Here is an 18,511-nt window from a genome sequence, read left to right on the forward strand (position 1 = left end):
ATCCATGACGGAGGCTCCCCATGGCCAAGCCCAGCGAGTTCTATGTCGGCGTGATCGACCTGTTCGCCATCCTGCTGCCGGGCGCCATTGCCACGGCGATCCTGGCGCCCAGGGTCGGCCATCTGGTGCTGGGGCCGCTGGTGGCGGTGCCAACCACCGAGGCGGGCAACTGGGCGGCCTTCCTCACCTGCTCCTACTTCCTGGGGCATCTGATCTTCCTGGCCGGCTCCTATCTGGACCGCTTCTACGACCTGCTCAGAAGGCGGCTGAATCCCTATGGCAACGAGAGCGCCTACCAATGCGCGACCCGCATCCGCAACAGCCTCGTCGACGCGTCCGAGACCAAGGCGCTGAATACCTTTCAATGGGCCAGGGCGGTGCTGATCGCGAAGTGCCCGGCGGCGGCGGAAGATGTCCATCGGCTGGAGGCGGACTCGAAGTTCTTCCGCAGCCTGCTGGTCGTCTGCTTGCTGAGTTCGATCGCGTTCTTTCTCGGCGCCAGGGCGGTAGAGGGCCTGGTGGCCCTGGCCTTGGTGCCACCGTCCTTCGCCAGATACTATGAAAGGCGGCTGAAGAGCACGACTCAGGCCTATATCCACCTCATCGCCATGCACAGGCTGGGCGGCCTGGCGCCGCAGGCAAAGCCAGACGATGAATGAATGAATAAAAGCAGGAAAGACGCGCTTCGCGCGCCACCGCAACCGGACCCGGACTTGCCCGCGCGCAGAATCTCTCCATCTTGGCCACGCCAGCTGCAGGAAGAGGCTACCGATATGAGCAATGCAAGCGAACTCGCGGCGCTGCTGGCCACTCAGCCCAAGCCGGTCTGCGCCGAGCTCACGCCTTTCGAGATTGTCGGGGCCGATTTCGATGCCGGCTTCGTGGCGCTGCGCTTTGCCGAGCAGGCCGCATTCTCCAACCACTGGGGCCATATCCAGGGCGGCTTTGGCGTGGCGTTGATCGATGTGCTGGTTTCCATTGCTGCCTTTGCCAAGCTGCGGCAGTGGTGCCCCACCGTGGAGATCAAGAGCAGCTTCATCGCGCCGGCCAAGCTGGGGGTATGCCGAGGCGAGGCGCGCATCATCAGGGCGGGCAAGTCGCTGGCCTTTGTGGAGGCCTGGCTATGGGGAGCCGATGACCAGCTGGCCATACACGCGACCGCCACTCTCAGCGTCAAGGGCTAACGCACGATGTGTTGCCCTTGCCAGGGAGTGGCCACTCAGGCCAGGTCCTCGTGGATGCAGAGGAAGTTGCCCTCGGTGTCCTTGAACCAGGCCGCCTTTTCGGAGCCCAGCACGCAGACATGGTCCACGGTCTTGAAGTCCGGCAGGTCGTAGTCTTCGAAGACCACGCCGCTGGTCTTCAACTCGACGATGCTGGCGGCAATGTCCGGCACCCGGAAGCTGATGGCCGTGTGCTCGGCCTTGGTGCCTTCCGGCTTCGGGAACAGCGCCAGCGTGCTGCCGCCAACGGCGTACTCGAATTTGCCATCGGGGCGGAAGTTGCCGGGCTTGAGCCCCAGGCAACGCTCGTAGAAGGCGCGCGCCCGCGCCATGTCCTTGACGGGAAGCATCGTGGTCACGGAAGAGTTGCCCAGCATATGAATGACTCCGGTTGCCCAATGAGCTTAGACCCGCATCCCGCCGTTCGCCAGTCCGGCATGTCTGAGGCCATGGCGGCTAGACTTCGCCGGCAGATGCAGTCGTCCCTGGTTTTTCTCTCCATCACCGTCGAGTGCGACCATGAGCATTTTTGAGACATCACGCGAGCTGGCTGCCAGCCCCGCCGAGGTATTCGCGGCCTTCGAGGCGCCGGCGCGGCTGGCCCGGTGGTGGGGTCCGGCGGGCTTTCGCAACAGCTTCGATGTTTGCGAGTTCAGGCCCGGCGGCGCCTGGCAATTCACCATGCATGGGCCGGATGGCGCCAAGTACTGGAATGAATCCACCTTTCTGGAGATCGAGCGCGATCGCAAGGTGGTGATCCAGCATCTCTCGGCGCCCCGATTCAGGCTCACCGTCACGCTCGTGCCCAAGGGCGCGGCCACCTGGCTCGCCTGGGAGCAGGCGTTTGAAGACCCCGCCGTGGCCGAAGCCGTGCGTCACATCGTCGTGCCCGCCAACGAGCAGAACCTCGACCGGCTGGCCGCGGAGCTGGCGCGCGACGCCGCATGAGAACGCTGCTGACCGAGCGCCTGCGCATCCGGCGCATGGACGTCAGCGACGCGGGCTTCATGCTGGCGCTGCTGAACCAGCCCTCCTGGCTGCAGTTCATCGGCGACCGCGGCGTGCGCACGCTGGACGACGCGCGCAACTACATCCTGCAGGGGCCGGTGGCGATGGTGGAGCGGCTGGGCTATGGCTTTGGCGTGGTCGAGGCGATCGCCTCGGGCGAGCCGCTGGGCATCTGCGGCCTGGCCAAGCGCGACTACCTGGACGAGGCCGACATCGGCTTTGCCTTCATGCCCCAGCATTGCGGCCAGGGCTATGCGCATGAGGCCGCCTCGGCGGTGCTGGCGTTTGCCCATGCAGAGCTGGGCATGGCGCGCGTGCTGGCCACCACGCGGACCACCAACAGCCAGTCGCAGAAGCTGCTGGAAAAACTGGGCCTGCGCTTCGAGCGCATGATCGCCCATCCGGATGGCGATCGCGAGCTCATGTTGTATGCAAGCACGCCGCATCGGCGATAGTTGCGCTCATCATGCATTGCCTGAATTTCAAAACCCGATTCCTTGCCCTGCTCGCCACCTGCCTGCTGCTGGCCACCGCCGCTGCGACGGCGCAGCGCCTGCGCCTGCCGGTCTACGACGCGGTGGTGGTCAACAGCTATCCGCATGACCCGGAGGCCTTCACCCAGGGCCTGCTGTGGCGCGACGGGGTGCTGTACGAAAGCACCGGCCTGAACGGCCACAGCTCGATCCGCAAGGTGCAGCTGGAGAGCGGCCGCGTGCTGCAGAAGCAGGACATCCCGCAGCAGTATTTCGGCGAGGGCATGACGGCCTGGAAGGACGAGCTCTACAGCATCACCTGGCAGTCGCAGGTCGGCTTCGTGTGGGATCTGCGCAGCTTCAAGCTCAAGCGCCAGTTCAGCTACCCCGGCGAGGGCTGGGGCCTGACGCACGACGAGCATCACCTCATCCTCAGCGACGGCACGCCTACGCTGCGCTTCTTCGACCCCGCCAGCATGAAGGAGGTGCGCCGCGTGCAGGTCACCGCGCTGGGCCGGCCGGTGGAGCAGCTCAACGAGCTGGAATGGGTGGAGGGCCAGATCTACGCCAATATCTGGCACAGCAATGTGATCGTGCGCATCGACCCCGCCTCGGGCCAGGTGCAGAGCCTGATCGACCTCACCGGCCTGCTCAAGCCCGAGCTGGCCGGCCAGGCGGATGTGCTCAACGGCATTGCCTACGACCCGGCCAAGAAGCGCCTGTTCGTCACCGGCAAGCTCTGGCCCCGGCTGTTCGAGATCCGCCTGGTCCCTAGGGCCTGACTAGGGTTTAAACGCTGGGTCCGACTCCGCGCCCGGGCGCGGCTTCCAGTCCAGCGTGTAGTAGGCGCCGCGCGCGCGCGCCCAGGGGTCGAAGGCGTTCACCACCTGGGCCAGCTCGGGCGCCAGCTCGGGCAGGGTGCGCAGCAGCACGCGCTTGAGCGGCGAGACCTCCATCGCATGGCCGTTGGGCTTGCCGGCCTCCATCTGCTTGCCGTCGGGGCCGTTGTCGTTCACCCAGGCCACGCCCAGCGAGGTGTAGAACTCGGGGCGGAAGCTGGAGGTGAAGAAGCGGTCGCTGAAGAGGCGGCGCGAGGCGTTCAGGATGAAGACCTGGAACTGCGTCTCCGAGATCGCGAAGCCATGCGGATGGGTGAACTCGGAGAGCCAGCCCACCACCGTGTCCACGTCCTCGACGTTGTCCACCAGGCTGCCATCGGGATGGCCCAGGCAGTCGTTGATGGCCGAGCCGTCGGCATTGCGCTGGGCCCGCGTGATGATCTTGCTGGCGTCGCAGCGGTGCTGGCCGTAGACCTCGCGCAGCAGCCCGGTCAGGCGCTCCTGCTCGGCGCGCGCCGGCGCACCGGCGGGCAGACGCTGGTCGACGAAGTCCTCAAAACGCGTCAGCTGGCGCAGGCCGTATTGGCGGCGGAATTCGTTGAAGCGCGGCACGCCGCGTTCGCGATCGCGTATCAGGTCCAGCGCCGCCACATCGATCTTGCCGATGCCGGCCGGGCCGCGCGCCAGTTCGAGATGCTGCAGGAACTGCGGCGAGTTCTGCAGCGTCAGCAGGCCCAGGCGCTGGCGCCCCATCGAGAGCGCCCAGCTGGCCAGGCCCCGCTCATGCATGGCCTGCGTGGCCTTGGCGCGGAAGGTGCTGAGCACCGGCACCTTGGCGCGCACCGCGTTGGGGTCCTGGCGCCAGTCGCGCCATTCGATCAGGTCCGGCACCAGCGCGTGCAGGCGGTAGACGCTGACGAACTCCTCGGGGAAGTTGAAGGGCGAGCCGAAATGGTTGACGCCGCCGTTCACATGCTCGGGATTGGCCAGGCTCCACTGGTCCTGCTTGCCGGGGTCGAAGGCCGAGAGCAGGCTCTTGCCCGGGTAGACATGGCTGCCCAGGCCGAAGATGCCGGGGCCGGAGGCAAAGGCCGAATAGAGCTGGGTGGCCTTCTTGGCCTCGGGGCTCTTGCCGAAGGTCTTCAGCACGATGTTCTCGATCGCGTCGGCCACCAGCGGATGCTTGGCGAACAGCCCGCCCCAGTTGGCGTTCATGCCCAGGTAGAGCGGCTCGCCGTAGAGCAGCTGGGTGGTCCATTCGGTGGTGTGGATCTTGGCGATCTCAGCCGCCACCACCAGGCGTGCGGCCTCGAACAACTCGTCCGCCGTGACCTCGCGATAGCGGATCGCGGCCTCCGGCCGCAGCGGGTCGCGCAGGCCCGAGTCGGCCTCGGGCGTGGCGGCGGCCTGGCGGCGGAAGGCGGCCACGAAGGCGTTGTGCTCGCGCGCAAACACGTTGTGATAGAAGCTCATGCCGATGCTCCAGTTGTCCGGGAAGGCGGCGGCCTCCTGCCCGGCGTACTGGGGAGCGATCGGGTCGCCGGGCGCGAACACCGGCAGATAGCCCTGGGCCTCGCCGGCGCCGGCGCCGCGGCCGGGCTGCAGCAAGAGCCTGGCGGGGTCGGCCGGGTCGCGCTTGACGCGCTGGCGCGAGGCCGCGTCATAGCCGTAGATCTGCGAGGCATCCCACCAGGCCGTGACCTTGTTGCGCGTGGTCTTGTAGGCGCGCGCGGGCTGCGCGCGACCCGCGGCGTCGACGAAGGTCGCCGGTGGGGTGGTCTCGGCCATCAGGGCCGCGTCGATGCGGTCCTCGGGCCGGCAGCCCGTGGCCTGCGCGGCGCCGGCGCTGCAGCCCACCGGCATCAGCGTGGCGGCGTTGTGGCCATCCTCCAGGTGCGAGAACCAGTCATGCGTCATGAACTGGATCCAGAACGCCGCCAGCACATTGAAGAAGGGCGCCTTCTTGTAGTCGCACTGCGCGTCAGGGCTGTCGCCGGGCAAGCCCTGACCCTCGCGGCAGCGGCCCGGGTCGGTCTGGGCGCGGGTGAAGAGCTTGCGGCTGATCAGCTGCGGGTCGGGCTTGAGCAGGGCCAGGCGCTCGCCATGGCGGTTGCGCGCCAGCTCGTTCATGCCCAGGTCGGGAAAGGTGGACTCGAACTCGACATTGCGTGCAAACAGGGTGCCGGTGGCGCCCATCAGCGGGTTGCGCAGGTCGTTGCACGTGCCGTCGAGATTGCGCGCACGTATCAGCGCGCCGCCGCAGAGCTGCGGGCCGTCGCCACCCACGGCGGCGTAGGCGGGCGCGCTGCTGGGCAGGCGCAGCGCGTCCCAGACCTTCAGCGCGCCGCCCTCGACGCCGTCGCGCCCCAGGGTGTAGTCGCGGAAGGTGCCCATGTTGTCGAACAGATTGAACTTGATCAGCTCCATGCGCTGGTATTCGAGGTCCAGCAGGGCGCCGTCGATGCCGCGGCCGTTGCGCGAGAGGTGCAGGCCCACGCCCGTGGTGCCGGGCGAGAGGCTGCTGGCGTCGCCGGTGGCCCAGTAGTTGGCCCAGTCCACATAGGGCGTGCTGCGGAAGGCGGCCGCCTTGTCGCCGCCGCGGCAGCGCGCCACGTCCTCCGAGACCTTGCCCAGAAAGCGCTCGCCGCGTTCGGCGGGCAGCGGGCGCAGGCCGCCGGCCATCATCTTCACGCAATCGTCCAGCGCGCTGCTCTGGCCGTCGGGCGGGCTGGCGCAGGCGGCGAGCAGCAGGCTCAGCGGGAGTGCAACAAAGAGGTGGTGCAGGCGTGCTCTCAGCATGGTGGGCGCTCCCTGGTCTTGGCGGTGCCGGCGATTGGAGTCCGCGCCGCGCAGCGCAGCCATCCCTAAGGTCGGGACCCTGGCGGCCGCTGCGCGACCGGCGCATACTTGCCCTCATGGCACTTCTACATGCAAGCTCGGCCGAGCCTATTGATATCCGACCGTTGGGCGCACGGCTGATGAGCGAAAAAACGGTCGCGTTGTTCAAGTCCAGCGAGCTCGAGGTGATGCGCCTGGTGCTGGCCGCGGGCAAGGCCTTTCCGCCGCACAAGGTGGCGGGTGAGATCACCATCCAGTGCATCGAAGGGCGGCTGGACGTGACCATCGACGGCGCCAGCCATGTGCTGGAGGCCGGCCAGCTGCTGTTCCTGGCGGGTGGCGTGGTGCATGGGGTGGCGGCGCTGCAGGACAGCTCGGCCCTGGTGACCATCTCCCTGCCGCGCTAGGGGCTGCGATGGTGGTGCGTGTGTTGCGGCTGGGGACGCCCCGGCTGGCGGAAGAAGGCCTGCGCATCGGCACGGTGCGGCGCCCGCCGCGCGGGGTGCCCAAGGAGGAGTTCGCGCGCCAGAACTGGTACGACAGCTGGTTCCCGACGCTGGCGCCCAGCGCCGAGACCATGAAGCTGGGCCAGGCCGCGCAGACCCCGGCCGAATGGGCCGCCTTCATCAAGAAGTACCGCGCCGAGATGGCCGCGCCCGAGGCCGCGCATGCGCTCAGGCTGCTGGCGGCGCTCTCGCACCAGAGCAATTTCTCGGTGGGCTGCTACTGCGAGCACGAGGCGCATTGCCACCGCTCGGTGTTGCGCGCGCTGCTGGCCGAGCAGGGTGCCGCGCTGGGCTAAGCTTGCGCCTTCGCAAAAATCAGTAGCGAGGATCACGGTGCAAGCACTCCACCTGATGCGCAGCCTGTTCGCCTACAAGGCCTGGGCCAACGAAGACCTCTACGACAGCGTGGCCCGGCTGCCCGCCGAGACGCGCGCGGCCGAGTTGCATGCGGCGCTGCGCGTGCTGAACCACATCCATGTGGTGGACAGCATCTTCGCCGCCCATCTGCAGGGGCAGGCGCATGGCTATGCGGGGCTCAACACCCCCGAGACGCCCGGCCTGGCCGAGTTGCGCGCGCGCGTGCAGGCCAGCGACCGCTGGTACCTCGGCTATCTGGACACGCTCAGCGACATGGCGCTGGGCGAGGTGCTCGATTTCACCTTTGTGGATGGCAAGCCCGGCCGCATGTCGCGCGCCGAGATGCTGCTGCACGTGGCCACGCATGGCAACTACCACCGCGGCGCGGTGGGCCGCATCCTGGTGCAGGCCGAGGTGGCGCCGCCGCCCGATGCGCTGACGGTGTTCCTGCACCGCCCCGCGACGCCGGCGTGACGACGCTGCTCGCCCTGTGCGGCAGCCTGCGCGCGGCCTCGCTGCACCGCGAACTGCTCGGCGCCGCGCAAGACCTGGCCCCGGCCGGGGTGAGCCTGCGGATCGCCAGCGATCTGGGCGCGCTGCCGCTCTTCAACCCCGATCTGGAAGCCGAGCTGCCGGCCGCCGTGCGCCGCCTGCATGCCGAGGTGGCCGCGGCCGAGGCGCTGGTGATCGCCAGCCCCGAGTACGCGCATGGCGTCACCGGCACGATCAAAAACGCGCTCGACTGGCTGGTGGGCTTCGAGCCCTTCGTGGGGCGACGCGTGGCGATCTGGAAGGCCTCGCCGCGTGCCCGCCACGCCGATGCCGCGTTGCGCGAAACGCTCAGGACCATGGCGGCCGAGATCGTCGAGCCGGCCTGCCTGAGCCTGCCGCTGCTGGGCGCCCGGCTGGACGCGGCGGGCATCCGCGCGGCGCCCGCCATGGCAGACCCGATCCGCGCGGCCTTGCGTGCGCTGGCGCAGGGGCCCGCGCCGGCCGCCGCGCCGGGCTGGCTGCTGCGCCCGGCCCAGGCCGGCGACGCGACGCGCCTGGCCGCCTTGGCGCTGCAGGTCTGGCTCAGCACCTATGCCTGGGAGGGCGTGTCCGAGGACATCGCCGCCTATGTGCTGGCGCGCTTCACGCCGGCCGCCTTTGCCGAACTGTTGGCCGATGCGCAGCGCCTCCTGCTGGTGGGCGAGGGGCCGGGCGGTCTGCTCGGCTATGCCCAGCTGAGGCGCGGGGCGCCGCAAGGTGGCCTGGAGGTGGAGCTGGAGACGCTCTATGTGCAGGCGCCCGCCCAGGGCACGGGCCTGGCCCAGGCGCTGCTGGCGCAGGCCCGGCTGGCGGCGTACCGGCAGCTGGGGGCGCCCGCCATCTGGTTGAGCGTGAACGCCCGCAACGAGCGCGCCCTGAACTTCTACCGCCGCGCCGGCTGCATCGAATGCGGCGAGACCTGGTTCGAGCTCGGCGGCGGCCGGCATCTCAATCTGCTGCTGCGCAGCCCAAACATGTCCCGCACTGAAGGCGAGGAACGATGACGACAACAAGCGCTGTCCTGGTGATCGATGTCCAGCGAGGCCTGTTCGAGCCCGCGCCCCAACCCTTCGAGGCGCAGCAGACGGTGCAGCGCATCAACGCGCTGACCGCGCGTGCGCGTGCCGCCGGCGTGCCGGTGGGCGTGATCCTGCATGAGCGCGAGGGCAGCGCGCTGGCCCACCAGAGCGAGGGCTGGCAGCCGGTGGCGCAGCTCGACGTCGACCCGGGTGACCGCCTGATACGCAAGACCACGCCGGACTCTTTCCTGCGCACCGAGCTGGGCGCCTGGCTGGCGGGCCTGGGCGTGCAGCGCCTGGTGATCTGCGGTTATGCCAGCGAGTTCTGCGTCGATACCACCACGCGACGCGCCGCGGCCCTGGGTTTCGAGGTGGAGCTGGCGGCCGATGCCCACACCACCCACGACAAGCCCCATGCCACGGCGGCGCAGATCCGCGCCCACCACAACGCCACCCTGCCGGGCATCACCAGCTTCGGGCCGCGCATCCGCGCCCTGCCCAGCGCCGAGATCACGCTCTGAGGGCGCAGGCAGCGATGCGGCCCTTGTTCAGCGTCGACGGGGTGGAGGCGCGCAGCGTCGATGCCGGCGCCGCGCCCCAGGTGCAGGCCCTGTTCGAGGCCAACCCGGACTACTTCCTGCTCACCGGCGGCGAGCCGCCCGGGCCGGGCCTGGGCCTGGAGGAACTGGAGAGCCGCCCGCCCGAGGGCTGGTCCTACACCGCGCATTGGAGCCTGGGCTTTGTGCGGCCGGGGCAGGGCGGGGCTGCGGACGCCTGGCTGGGCCTGGCGCTGATCGACACCGACCTGCTCGCCAGCGGGGTCTGGCATATCGGCCTGTTCCTGCTCGCCACGCCGGTGCATGGCAGCGGCCTGGCGCCGCGCCTGTATGCGGCGCTGGAGCAATGGGCGGCGGCGCAGGGCGCCGGCTGGCTGCGCCTGGGCGTGATGCTGGGCAATGCGCGCGCCGAGCGCTTCTGGGAGCGCCAGGGCTTTGTCGAGCTCAAGCGCCGGCCCGATATCGCGATGGGCCGGCTGCGCCAGACCGTGCGCGTGATGCTCAAGCCGCTGGGGGCGCACAGCGTGGCCGAGCACCTGGAACGCGTGCCGCGCGATCGCGCCGGCGCGGGCAACTGCTAGGCCGGGCCGCGCCGCCGAGGTGGTAGATTGCGGCCATCGCAGAGGGCTGCCCTCTGGCCGCCCTGGGCACTCGCCCACAGGAGTCCTTACCCATGCCGTTTGACCTGCCCGAGCTGCTCGGTCCCTTTCTGCTGCCCCTGCTGATCGCGATCCCGCTGGCCATCGTGGTCATCATCATCAGCACGCGCCGCGGCGACGATGTGGACGAGCCGCGCCGCCGCGAGCCCCCGCCGCCGCGCCCGCCCGCGCGCGCGCCGGTGGCCATGCCCGAGCCCGTACCCGCGCCGCCGCCAGCCGCCGCGCCGGCCGGTCCGGTGCGCGTGCTGCTGGTGGACGACTCGGCGGTGGTGCGCGCCAAGCTCGGCAAGCTGCTGCAGGGCGCCGGCTACGAGGTGCTGGCGGCGCGTGATGGCGTCGAGGCCCTGGAGCTGCTGGGCCAACAGCATGTGCATGTGCTCATCACCGACCTCGAGATGCCCAACAAGGATGGCTTCGAGCTGATCGCCGATGTGCAGGGCAGCCTGGAGACCGAGGACCTGCCCATCATCGCCATCACCGGCCATGAGGAGCTGCAGGGCCGCGTGACCCAGGTGCAGGGTCTGTACGGCATCTTCAAGAAGCCCTGGCACGACCGCGAGCTGCTCAAGCGCGTCGAGACCCTGACGCATTTGCGCAAGCCGCCGGCCTTGCCGGCCTGAAGCAGCCCCGGGGGCCACGGGGGTCCCCCCGATGGCGGCGCGCGGCGCCTGTGCTGCAATCGGCGCATGCGATCAAGACTCCTCAAGATAGCGGCCATCCTGCTGGCCCTGGTGGCGGCGCTCGCCGGTGTGCTGGGCTGGCATCTGGGCGGCAAGCAGCCGCAGCGCAGCGGCACGCTCGAACTCAGCGGCCTGCAGGCGCCGGTGCAGGTGCGCTGGGATGAGGTCGGCGTGCCGCATATCAGCGCCGCCAACGAGCCCGACCTCTACCGCAGCCTGGGCTATCTGCATGCGCAGGACCGACTGTTCCAGATGGAGATGGTGCGGCGCCTGGCGCGCGGCGAGCTGGCCGAGATCCTGGGCCCCAAGCTGGTCGAGACCGACCGGCTGTTCCGCACCCTGGGCATACGCGCCCATGCCGATGCCTATGCGGCGCGCGTGCAGGCCGCCCCGCCGACCCCGGCCATGCGCGCGCTGCAGGCCTATCTGGAGGGCGTCAACCAGTACCAGGCGACGCGCCCGGCACCGCTGGAGTTCGAGATCCTGGGCATCCCCAAGCGGCCCTTCACGATGGCCGACACCGTCAGCGTGGCCGGCTATCTGGCCTACAGCTTTGCCGCGGCATTCCGAACGGAGCCTGCGCTCACTTATGTGCGCGACCAGCTGGGCCCCGACTACCTCAAGGTGTTCGAGCTGGACTGGCGGCCTGAGGGGGCGGTGCGCACGGCCCTGGGGCTGAAGGGCGGCGACTGGCAAGACCTGACCCGCCTGGCACTCAACAGCCAGCGGGCGCTGGAACTGGCGGGCGTGCCGCAGTTCGAGGGCAGCAATGCCTGGGCCCTCAGCGGCAGCCGCACGCGCAGCGGCAAGCCCTTGCTGGCGGGTGACCCCCACATCGCCTTCTCGGTGCCCGCGGTGTGGTGGGAGGCGCATCTGCAGGCGCCCGGCTTCGAGCTCTATGGCCACCACCAGGCGCTCAACCCGATGGCGCTGCTGGGCCACAACCGCCAGTTCGGCTGGAGCCTGACGATGTTCCAGAACGATGATCTGGACCTGATCGTCGAGAAGCCCAACCCGGACAAGCCCGGGGAGGTCTGGTTCCAGGGCCGCTGGGTGGCGCTGCAGGAGCGCGAGGAGATCATCACGGTGAAGGGCGCGGCGCCGGTCACGCTCAAGCTGCGCCGCTCGCCGCATGGCCCGATCGTCAACGACGCCGTGCCCGGAGCCACGGGCAGCCGCCCGGTGGCGATGTGGTGGGCCTTTCTGGAAACCGAGAACCCGGTGCTGGAGGCCTTCTACGCGCTCAACCGCGCCAACAGCCTGGGCCGCGCGCGCGCCGCCGCCAGCCAGATCCATGCGCCGGGGCTGAACGTGGTGTGGGCGAATGCCGACGGCGACATCGGCTGGTGGGCCGCGGCCCGCCTGCCCAAGCGGCCGGCCGGCGTGAACCCCAGCTTCATGCTGGACGGCGCCAGCGCCGAGTCCGACAAGCTCGGCTTCGAGGACTTCAGCGCCAATCCGCAGGAGGAGAACCCGGCGCGCGGCTATGTGGTCTCGGCCAATCACCAGCCGGCCGGCGCTCTGCAGGTGCCCGGCTATTACAACCTCTGGGACCGCGCCCAGCGCCTGGACGAGCAGCTGCGCCCGGAGGGCCAGAGCTGGGACATGGCGCGCGCCCAGGCCCTGCAGCTGGACGTGCAGAGCGGCTTTGCGCAGCGCCTGCTGCAGCCGCTGCTGCCGGCGTTGCGCGCGGCCGCCGCCGGCAACGAGCAGGAGCGTGCGCTGGTGGAGCGCCTGGCGGCCTGGCCCGGCCGCCATGAACTGGGGCTCAACGAGCCGGTGCTGTTCCACCAGTTCCTCTACGAGCTGACGCGCGAGGCCATGGCCGACGAGATGGGCGAGGCCATGTTCGACAACCTGCGCCGCACGCGCGCGCTCGACCATGCCTTGCCGCGCCTGGCCGCCGATGCCGCCTCGCCCTGGTGGGACAAGCGCGGCACGCCGGCGGTCGAGACGCGCGAGCAGATCGTGGCGCTGGCCTGGAAGGCGGCCATCGCGCATCTGCGCCAGACCCTGGGCGCCGACCCCGCCAGCTGGACCTGGGGGCGTGCCCATACCCTCACCCATGGCCATCCGCTCGGCCTGCAGAAGCCGCTGGACCGCATCTTCAACGTCGGCCCGCTGCCGGCCCCCGGCGGCCACGAGCTGCCCAACAATATGGCGCAGCGCCTCGGCCCGGCCCCCTGGGCGGTGGTGTATGGGCCCTCGACGCGGCGCGTCATCGACTTCGCGCGTGCCGGCGAGGCGGTCGGCAGCAACCCGGTGGGGCAGAGCGGCGTGTGGGGCGATCGCCATTACGAGGACCAGGCGCGCTCGCATGTGCAGGGCGGCTACCGGCTGCAAGTGCTCAACGAACCCGATGTGCTGGCCCATACTCGCAGTACCTTGACGCTCAAGCCGGTGGACTAGGGCCTGTTAACACTACGTTTACCCGATGCGTTGCCACCAGAAAATCCGTGAACTAGGCGCAAACCGAAGCCGGGGTGACTCCCCCGGCGAGGCTTTGCAACGACGTGCACGGCTTTTCTGGTGGCAACCCGAAGGGAACGGGGCTGGCAGGGCCCATCTCGTCGTTGAACTCCTCGCCCAGGCAGCCAGCCTGGGCTTCGTCGTCCGCCTAGACCTGGGCCCTGCCGGCCCCGTTCGCACGGGCAAACGTAGTGTTAACAGGCCCTAATGGACATGTCGTTGCGGATCGGTATCGCCCTGCTGCTGAGCTTGCTGCTGCCCGTCAGCCAGGCCCTGGAGCTGCCCGAGCCCGGCGCGCTGCAGGCCAGGCTGGGCCGGGACGTGCAGGCGGTGCAGGTGATCGAGCCGCATCTGAGCGTGGCCGGCCAGCAGCTCAGGGTGCGCTACCTGGGGTACCCGGCGCCGCTGGTGTTCGAGCGCCTGCTGGGCGCCGACTGGCAGCGGCCGGGGCGCGAGATCGAGCTGCGCGCGCTGGACGGCTTTGTCTCGCGCGTGCCGGTGGAGCGCTTTGCCAAGTACCAGGCCTGGCTGGTGCAGGCGCGCGCCGATGGCGCCGCCTTCATGGTCGACAACCATGCCCAGCATGAGAAGCAGGTGCCGCTGGGACCCTACTACCTGGTGTGGGACAACATCGCCGCGCCCGAGCTGGTGGCCGAGGGCGGCGCGGTCTGGCCCTATCAGGTGGCCAGCATTGCGCTCAAGCCCGGCAGCCGCGAGGCCCTGCTGCCGGCGGGGCTGGGCTCGGGGTTTGCCGAGCATGCGGATCTGGCGCAGAAATACTGCCTCAGCTGCCACCAGGTGAACGGTTATGGCGGCGAGAAGATGCCGCTGAACCTGGCGGTACGCGCCAAGCTGCTGGACTTGCGTACCTGGCGTACCTGGCTGCTGAATCCCCAGACGCTCAAGCCCGGCACCGCCATGCCGCCCCTGCCCGACACCCTGCCCGCGGCCGAGCGCGAGGCCATCGTGGCCAAGCTGCACCGCTATCTGCGCGCCGTGCCGGTGCTGCCGTAAGAGGCCGAGACAAGCGCCATGGACCAGCCCGCCGACGACGAGCCGATCGACCGCGTGCTGCTGCCGCCGCAGCTGGACGAGTCGAACGCGCTGCCGGCCGGCACGCGCTTTGCGGAGCTGGAGATCATCAGCACGCTGGGCGTGGGCGGCTTCGGCATCGTCTACCTGGCGCAGGACCATGCGCTGCAGCGCCGCGTGGCGATCAAGGAATACATGCCGGCGCAGCTGGTGCGGCGCGCCAGCGGCAGCCTGGTGACGGTGCGCGCCGGCGTGCTGCGCGAGACCTTCGAGCTGGGGCGGCGCAGCTTCGTCAACGAGGCGCGGCTGCTGGCGCGCTTCGACCACCCGGCCCTGCTGAAGGTCTACCGCTTCTGGGAAGCGAACGGCACGGCCTATATGGTGATGCCCTATCTGCAGGGCCAGACGCTCAAGCAGGCGCGGCTGGCGATGGCGCAGCGCCCCGACGAGGACTGGCTGCGCCGCGTGCTGCTCACCCTGCTGGATGGCCTGGCGTTGCTGCATGCCGAGGCCATCGTGCACCGCGACATCTCGCCCGACAACATCCTGCTGCCCGAGGGTGGCGGCGATCCCATCCTGTTGGACTTCGGCGCGGCGCGCCAGGCCATCGAGGATCGCAGCCAGCACATGACGGCCATCCTCAAGCCCAGCTTCGCGCCGATCGAGCAATACGCCGAGGCCACCGGCCTGCGCCAGGGCCCCTGGACCGATCTCTACGCGCTCGGCGCGGTGATGCATTACCTGCTGCTGGGCCATACCCCGCCGCCCGCCACCGCGCGCGCCATGGTGGACGAATACCTGCCGCTCTCCGGCGCCGGCCTGCTGGGCTATTCAATGCCCTTGCTGCTGTGCCTGGACTGGATGTTGCGCGTCCATCCGCAGGAGCGCCCGCAGTCGGTGGCCGAGCTGCGCGCCGCGCTGGCGGGCGAACGCGCCGCACCGCTGCCGCCACAGCCCACCGCGCCGGCGGTGCACCAGGGCCTGTCGGCGCGTGGCACTGGCTACGAGCCTACCCAACAGCTGCCGGCACCGCCGCCGTCGCCCCCGCCCGATCTGCTGCTGGAGGCCGAGCCCGCGCCCGTACCGCCACCCGCGGCGCCATCGCCCGCCTTGCCGCCAGCGCCGCTGCCCGAACCACGCCAGGCCGAGCCCGTGCCCGTGCCCGAGCCCGCGCCGGCCGGCATGGCCAGGCGCTTGGGTCTGACGCTGCTGCTGGCGGGCCTGGCTGCGACGGCCGGCTGGATGTGGCTGCCTAGGGGGGCAACGCCACCACCGGCTGCGGTGCCGGCATCCGCGGCAGGCGCCAGCGCCGTGCCCGCCGTGATCACCGAGGCGCGCGACGAGGCCGGCGTGCCGGTGCGCACCGGCACGCCGTTGGCGGCCAGCCAGGCCAGGCCGCGTCCGCCGGCGCGTGCCAACGCGGCCTCGGCGGTCGCACCGCCACCCCAAGCGGCCAGCCGCACCGAATCGGCTGCCGGTCCGCGCGAGGCCTGCGGCAGCCGTAGCTTCCTGGCGCTGGCCTATTGCATCGACCGCGAATGCGAGAAGCCGGTATTCCAGCAGCACCCGGAATGCCTGCGCCTGCGCGAGCTGCGCGAAAACCGGCAGCGCAACCGCCAGTAAGGTGGGGGGGAAGGGCTCAGGGCCGCACGGCCGTGACCTCGATCTCCACCAGCCAGCCCGGCAGCACCAGCCCGGCCACCTGCATCACCGAGCGCGCCGGCAGGCGCGGCTGTGCGGCGCTGCCGAAATGCTCGCGGTAGGCGCTCATGAAGCCGTCGAAATCCATCTTGCCGCCCTTGGCCGGGTCGCCCACCAGAAACACCTGCATCTTCACCACGTCGCCCATGGTGAGCCCCAGGCTCTTGAGGCTGCGCTCGATGCCGGCCAGCGTGCCGGCGGTCTGGGTGCGGGTGTCGCCATAGGCGGCCAGGCTGCCGCGCTCGGCCTTCTCGTCCACCACCGGCGGCACCGCGCCGCTCAGATAGACCAGGGTCTTGCCGGCCGGCACCTCCACCGCACTGGCGATCGGGAAGCTGGAGCCGGGCGGGCGGTGGCGCAGCACCTCGTCAGCGTGGCCGAGGCTGCAGCAGCCCAGTAGCAGGGCCAGGGTGGCGATGGTCTTCATGGGGCTTGGCTCCTCTGCTCTTGCTGGATGGCGGCGCGCATGGTGGCCACCTCGTCGTTGGTGATGGCGACGGCGGACTGGCCGGGCGGGCCGAAGCGCCGCAGCACCTCGTTGGCCACCGCGCCGACCTGGCCATCGTCGAGCACGCTGCCAAAAGCCGGCATGGCCTTGCCGCCCTTCAGGATCATGCGCAGCAGATAGGGCGTGGCGGCCAGGCGTGCATTGCCCGCCAGCGCCGGGTAGGCGGCCGCGCCACGGGCGCCGCGGCCGTCGGGCATGTGGCAGCCGGCGCAGATCGCGGCATAGAGGGCCGGGCCGGTGCGCTGGTCGAAGCCCCAGCCGGCCGAGAAGCGTGGCTCATCCAGCGCCAGCGCGGGCAGGGCGGGCAGGGCGACGAGGCCGAGCAGCAGCAGCGCCCATCTCATGTGCCGGCTCATGCGCTGGCCTTCGCATGCAAAGCCGTCACCGCATGCTGGGCCGAGAGCACCGCGCCCTCCTGCCAGGCCGGCAGCAGCGAGGCATGCTCGCCGGCCAGGATCAGGCGCCCGTCCATCCGCAGCAGCTGCGCGTAATGGCGCTCGCGCGCCGCCTGCGTCCACCAGGCAAAGCAGCCCAGCGTGGCCGGGTGGCGATGCCAGGCCACCGCCATGCCATGCTCGAACTCGGCCGGGTATTGCGGATGGATCTGAGCGCCCAGGCGCAGCGCCTCGCGCACGCGCTCGGCCGGGGTCAGCGCGCTGAACTCGTAGGCATTGGCGCCAAAGGCATAGGCGCCCAGCAGCACGCCCTTGCGGGCGTGGAAATGGTGGCTGGGGTAGCCGATCGTGCGTATCGCCAGATCGGTGCTGCTGATGCCGCCGTAGATGCCCTCGTCCTCTTCCCAGAAGCGGCGCCCGAACTGCAGGCCCACCTTGACCGCGGCGAAATAGCTCACCGCATCGATGGCGGCGCGCAGCGCCGGGCTGATGCGCATCTCCACTTGCGAGAGCACCGACAGCGGCAGGGTGCAGATGCACCAGTCGGCGCTCACGCTCAGCGGCGTGCCGGGGCGGGCGAGGTCTTGGTATTGCGCCGTCACGCCGCGTTCGTCCTGCTGGATCTCGGTGACGCGCGCCCGGTAGCGGATGCGCGGGCCCACTGCCTTGGCCAGGGCCCGCGCGATCGCGTCCATGCCGCCCACCGGCTGGAACAGCGGCATCTGGTATTCGAAGCCGCTGCCCAGATCGAGCCGGCCGGCCAGGCCGCTGGCCAGCACATCATGCAGGCCCAGCGGCTGATCATGTGGCGGCGCGGCAGACACGCCGCCACCCGGCTGCGGGCCGAAGCCGCGCCGCTCGGCGGCGATCTCGCCGGCGCGGTAGCGCCCCTGGGCATCCAGGGCGCCATGGCTGCGCAAGGCCTCCAGCAGGCGTGCCTGGTCCTCGCTGCTGAGGGTCTCGTCGAGCTGATGCTGCTGCACCACCTTGGCCAGCAGCTCGCTCACCTGGCCCTGGAAATCGGCCTGCAGCTCGCGCCAGCGCTGCGGCTTGCCGCCGAAGGCCTGCTGGCCATGCACATAGGCGTTGTGGTTGACCTGGATGAAGGGCTGCAGCGCCACGCCCAGGCGCTTGCAATAGCCCAGCACGCCATGGTGGTGGTAGGGGATGCGCCAGGGGCCGGGGTTGAAATACTCGCCCGGCGCGAACTCGCAATGCTGGCTGGCGCCGCCCAACTCGGTGTAGCGGTCGCCGCCGCGCAGGGTCCAGCAGCGGCCGCCGGGGCGTGCCTGGTATTCCAGCAGCTGCACCTGGTAGCCGGCGCGCTGCAGCTCATAGGCCGACACCAGGCCGGCAAGACCTGCCCCCAGCACCAGCACGCGGGCCCCCTTGGGCGCGCGGCCCAGGCCGAAATCGGCGCGCGCCGGCGAGGCCTGCGCCAGGCCCAGCTGGGTCAGCGCCGCATAGACCGCGCCGCTGCCGGCCGCGCGGCCCAGCTGCTGCAGCCAGGCGCGGCGGCTCGTGGATGGGCGGGTTTGCCTGCTCATGCGGCCCACCATAGCAAGCCGCCCGGCTTCCGACCAGAGGGCGATTGCCGAGGCAGGGGGCGCGACGCAGAATCGCCGCATAACAACATGATGGCGGGGGCGCGCTGGGGCGGGTGTGGACGGTCGCCCGCGTCCCTGCGCATGCGCCGGGCCGAACTCGCCGTTGCCT

General features: G+C 70.3%; 20 protein-coding genes. 15 read left to right on the plus strand and 5 right to left on the minus strand.

Annotation, left to right across the window (positions count from 1 at the left end):
* Positions 1-20 precede the first annotated feature (20 nt).
* Together PFX98_RS08650 and PFX98_RS08655 are read left to right on the plus strand one after the other, a co-directional pair.
* Entirely contained in the window at positions 21-659 is a 639-nt protein-coding gene (locus PFX98_RS08650; RefSeq protein ID WP_285234792.1) for a hypothetical protein, read from the plus strand.
* Positions 660-773: 114 nt separating this feature from the next.
* Entirely contained in the window at positions 774-1,184 is a 411-nt protein-coding gene (locus tag PFX98_RS08655) for a PaaI family thioesterase (protein ID WP_285234793.1), read from the plus strand.
* 35 nt (positions 1,185-1,219) lie between these two features.
* Here the strand turns inward: PFX98_RS08655 and PFX98_RS08660 are convergent, their stop codons facing one another.
* A complete protein-coding gene (locus tag PFX98_RS08660; RefSeq protein ID WP_285234794.1) occupies positions 1,220-1,600 on the minus strand; it encodes a VOC family protein in 381 nt (126 codons plus the stop codon).
* A gap of 142 nt (positions 1,601-1,742) precedes the next feature.
* Between PFX98_RS08660 and PFX98_RS08665 the strand changes: the two genes are divergently transcribed.
* From PFX98_RS08665 to PFX98_RS08675, 3 genes are read left to right on the plus strand one after another with little or no spacing between them, the layout of a single operon-like run.
* The gene (locus tag PFX98_RS08665) at positions 1,743-2,171 is read left to right on the plus strand and encodes an SRPBCC family protein (protein WP_285234795.1); all 429 of its coding nucleotides are present in this window, start codon (positions 1,743-1,745) and stop codon (positions 2,169-2,171) included.
* Complete coding sequence (locus PFX98_RS08670) at positions 2,168-2,686, plus strand: GNAT family N-acetyltransferase (RefSeq protein WP_285234796.1); 519 nt, start codon at positions 2,168-2,170, stop codon at positions 2,684-2,686. Before PFX98_RS08665 ends, PFX98_RS08670 begins: the two co-directional genes overlap by 4 nt.
* Positions 2,687-2,697: 11 nt before the next feature.
* A complete protein-coding gene (locus PFX98_RS08675; RefSeq protein ID WP_285234797.1) occupies positions 2,698-3,486 on the plus strand; it encodes a glutaminyl-peptide cyclotransferase in 789 nt (262 codons plus the stop codon).
* On the opposite strand, the gene PFX98_RS08680 is transcribed toward PFX98_RS08675, so the two are convergent.
* Positions 3,487-6,342: a peroxidase family protein gene (locus PFX98_RS08680; RefSeq protein WP_285234798.1), complete on the minus strand. Its 2,856-nt coding sequence runs from the start codon at positions 6,340-6,342 to the stop codon at positions 3,487-3,489. It lies immediately after the preceding gene.
* Between the two features lie 179 nt (positions 6,343-6,521).
* On the opposite strand from PFX98_RS08680, the gene PFX98_RS08685 reads away from it, so the two are divergent.
* The 10 genes from PFX98_RS08685 (at position 6,522) to PFX98_RS08730 (ending at position 15,814) form a co-directional block, all read left to right on the plus strand.
* Entirely contained in the window at positions 6,522-6,788 is a 267-nt protein-coding gene (locus tag PFX98_RS08685; protein ID WP_425334678.1) for a cupin domain-containing protein, read from the plus strand.
* 8 nt (positions 6,789-6,796) lie between these two features.
* The gene (locus PFX98_RS08690; RefSeq protein ID WP_285234800.1) at positions 6,797-7,183 is read left to right on the plus strand and encodes a DUF488 domain-containing protein; all 387 of its coding nucleotides are present in this window, start codon (positions 6,797-6,799) and stop codon (positions 7,181-7,183) included.
* 37 nt (positions 7,184-7,220) lie between these two features.
* On the plus strand, positions 7,221-7,718 hold the full coding sequence (locus tag PFX98_RS08695) for a DinB family protein (RefSeq protein ID WP_285234801.1): 498 nt from the start codon (positions 7,221-7,223) through the stop codon (positions 7,716-7,718).
* Complete coding sequence (locus tag PFX98_RS08700) at positions 7,715-8,779, plus strand: GNAT family N-acetyltransferase (protein ID WP_285234802.1); 1,065 nt, start codon at positions 7,715-7,717, stop codon at positions 8,777-8,779. Before PFX98_RS08695 ends, PFX98_RS08700 begins: the two co-directional genes overlap by 4 nt.
* Positions 8,776-9,315, plus strand: coding sequence for a cysteine hydrolase family protein (locus tag PFX98_RS08705; protein WP_285234803.1), 540 nt, complete (start codon positions 8,776-8,778; stop codon positions 9,313-9,315). Before PFX98_RS08700 ends, PFX98_RS08705 begins: the two co-directional genes overlap by 4 nt.
* A gap of 14 nt (positions 9,316-9,329) precedes the next feature.
* On the plus strand, positions 9,330-9,932 hold the full coding sequence (locus PFX98_RS08710) for a GNAT family N-acetyltransferase (protein ID WP_285234804.1): 603 nt from the start codon (positions 9,330-9,332) through the stop codon (positions 9,930-9,932).
* A gap of 92 nt (positions 9,933-10,024) precedes the next feature.
* A complete protein-coding gene (locus PFX98_RS08715) occupies positions 10,025-10,630 on the plus strand; it encodes a response regulator (protein ID WP_285234805.1) in 606 nt (201 codons plus the stop codon).
* 66 nt (positions 10,631-10,696) lie between these two features.
* Positions 10,697-13,099, plus strand: a complete 2,403-nt coding sequence (locus PFX98_RS08720; protein WP_285234806.1) for a penicillin acylase family protein — start codon at positions 10,697-10,699, stop codon at positions 13,097-13,099.
* A 273-nt stretch (positions 13,100-13,372) separates the two neighbouring features.
* Positions 13,373-14,173, plus strand: coding sequence for a cytochrome c family protein (locus PFX98_RS08725; RefSeq protein WP_285234807.1), 801 nt, complete (start codon positions 13,373-13,375; stop codon positions 14,171-14,173).
* Positions 14,174-14,191: 18 nt separating this feature from the next.
* Positions 14,192-15,814 (plus strand): serine/threonine protein kinase, encoded by a 1,623-nt coding sequence (locus PFX98_RS08730; protein ID WP_285234808.1) that lies wholly within the window; start codon positions 14,192-14,194, stop codon positions 15,812-15,814.
* Positions 15,815-15,830: 16 nt separating this feature from the next.
* On the opposite strand, the gene PFX98_RS08735 is transcribed toward PFX98_RS08730, so the two are convergent.
* Genes PFX98_RS08735 through PFX98_RS08745 form a run of 3 tightly spaced genes read right to left on the minus strand, consistent with a single transcriptional unit; the run spans position 15,831 to position 18,342 of the window.
* Positions 15,831-16,319, minus strand: coding sequence for a RidA family protein (locus PFX98_RS08735; RefSeq protein WP_285234809.1), 489 nt, complete (start codon positions 16,317-16,319; stop codon positions 15,831-15,833).
* Positions 16,316-16,744 carry a c-type cytochrome gene (locus PFX98_RS08740; RefSeq protein ID WP_285234810.1) on the minus strand — a complete coding sequence of 143 codons (429 nt, stop codon included), beginning with the start codon at positions 16,742-16,744 and terminating at the stop codon, positions 16,316-16,318. The genes PFX98_RS08735 and PFX98_RS08740 overlap by 4 nt, the downstream gene beginning before the upstream one ends.
* A gap of 8 nt (positions 16,745-16,752) precedes the next feature.
* Positions 16,753-18,342 (minus strand): flavin monoamine oxidase family protein, encoded by a 1,590-nt coding sequence (locus PFX98_RS08745; protein ID WP_285234811.1) that lies wholly within the window; start codon positions 18,340-18,342, stop codon positions 16,753-16,755.
* Positions 18,343-18,511 lie beyond the last annotated feature (169 nt).

The organism is Paucibacter sediminis, from assembly GCF_030254645.1.
Classification (GTDB): domain Bacteria; phylum Pseudomonadota; class Gammaproteobacteria; order Burkholderiales; family Burkholderiaceae_C; genus Paucibacter_B; species Paucibacter_B sediminis.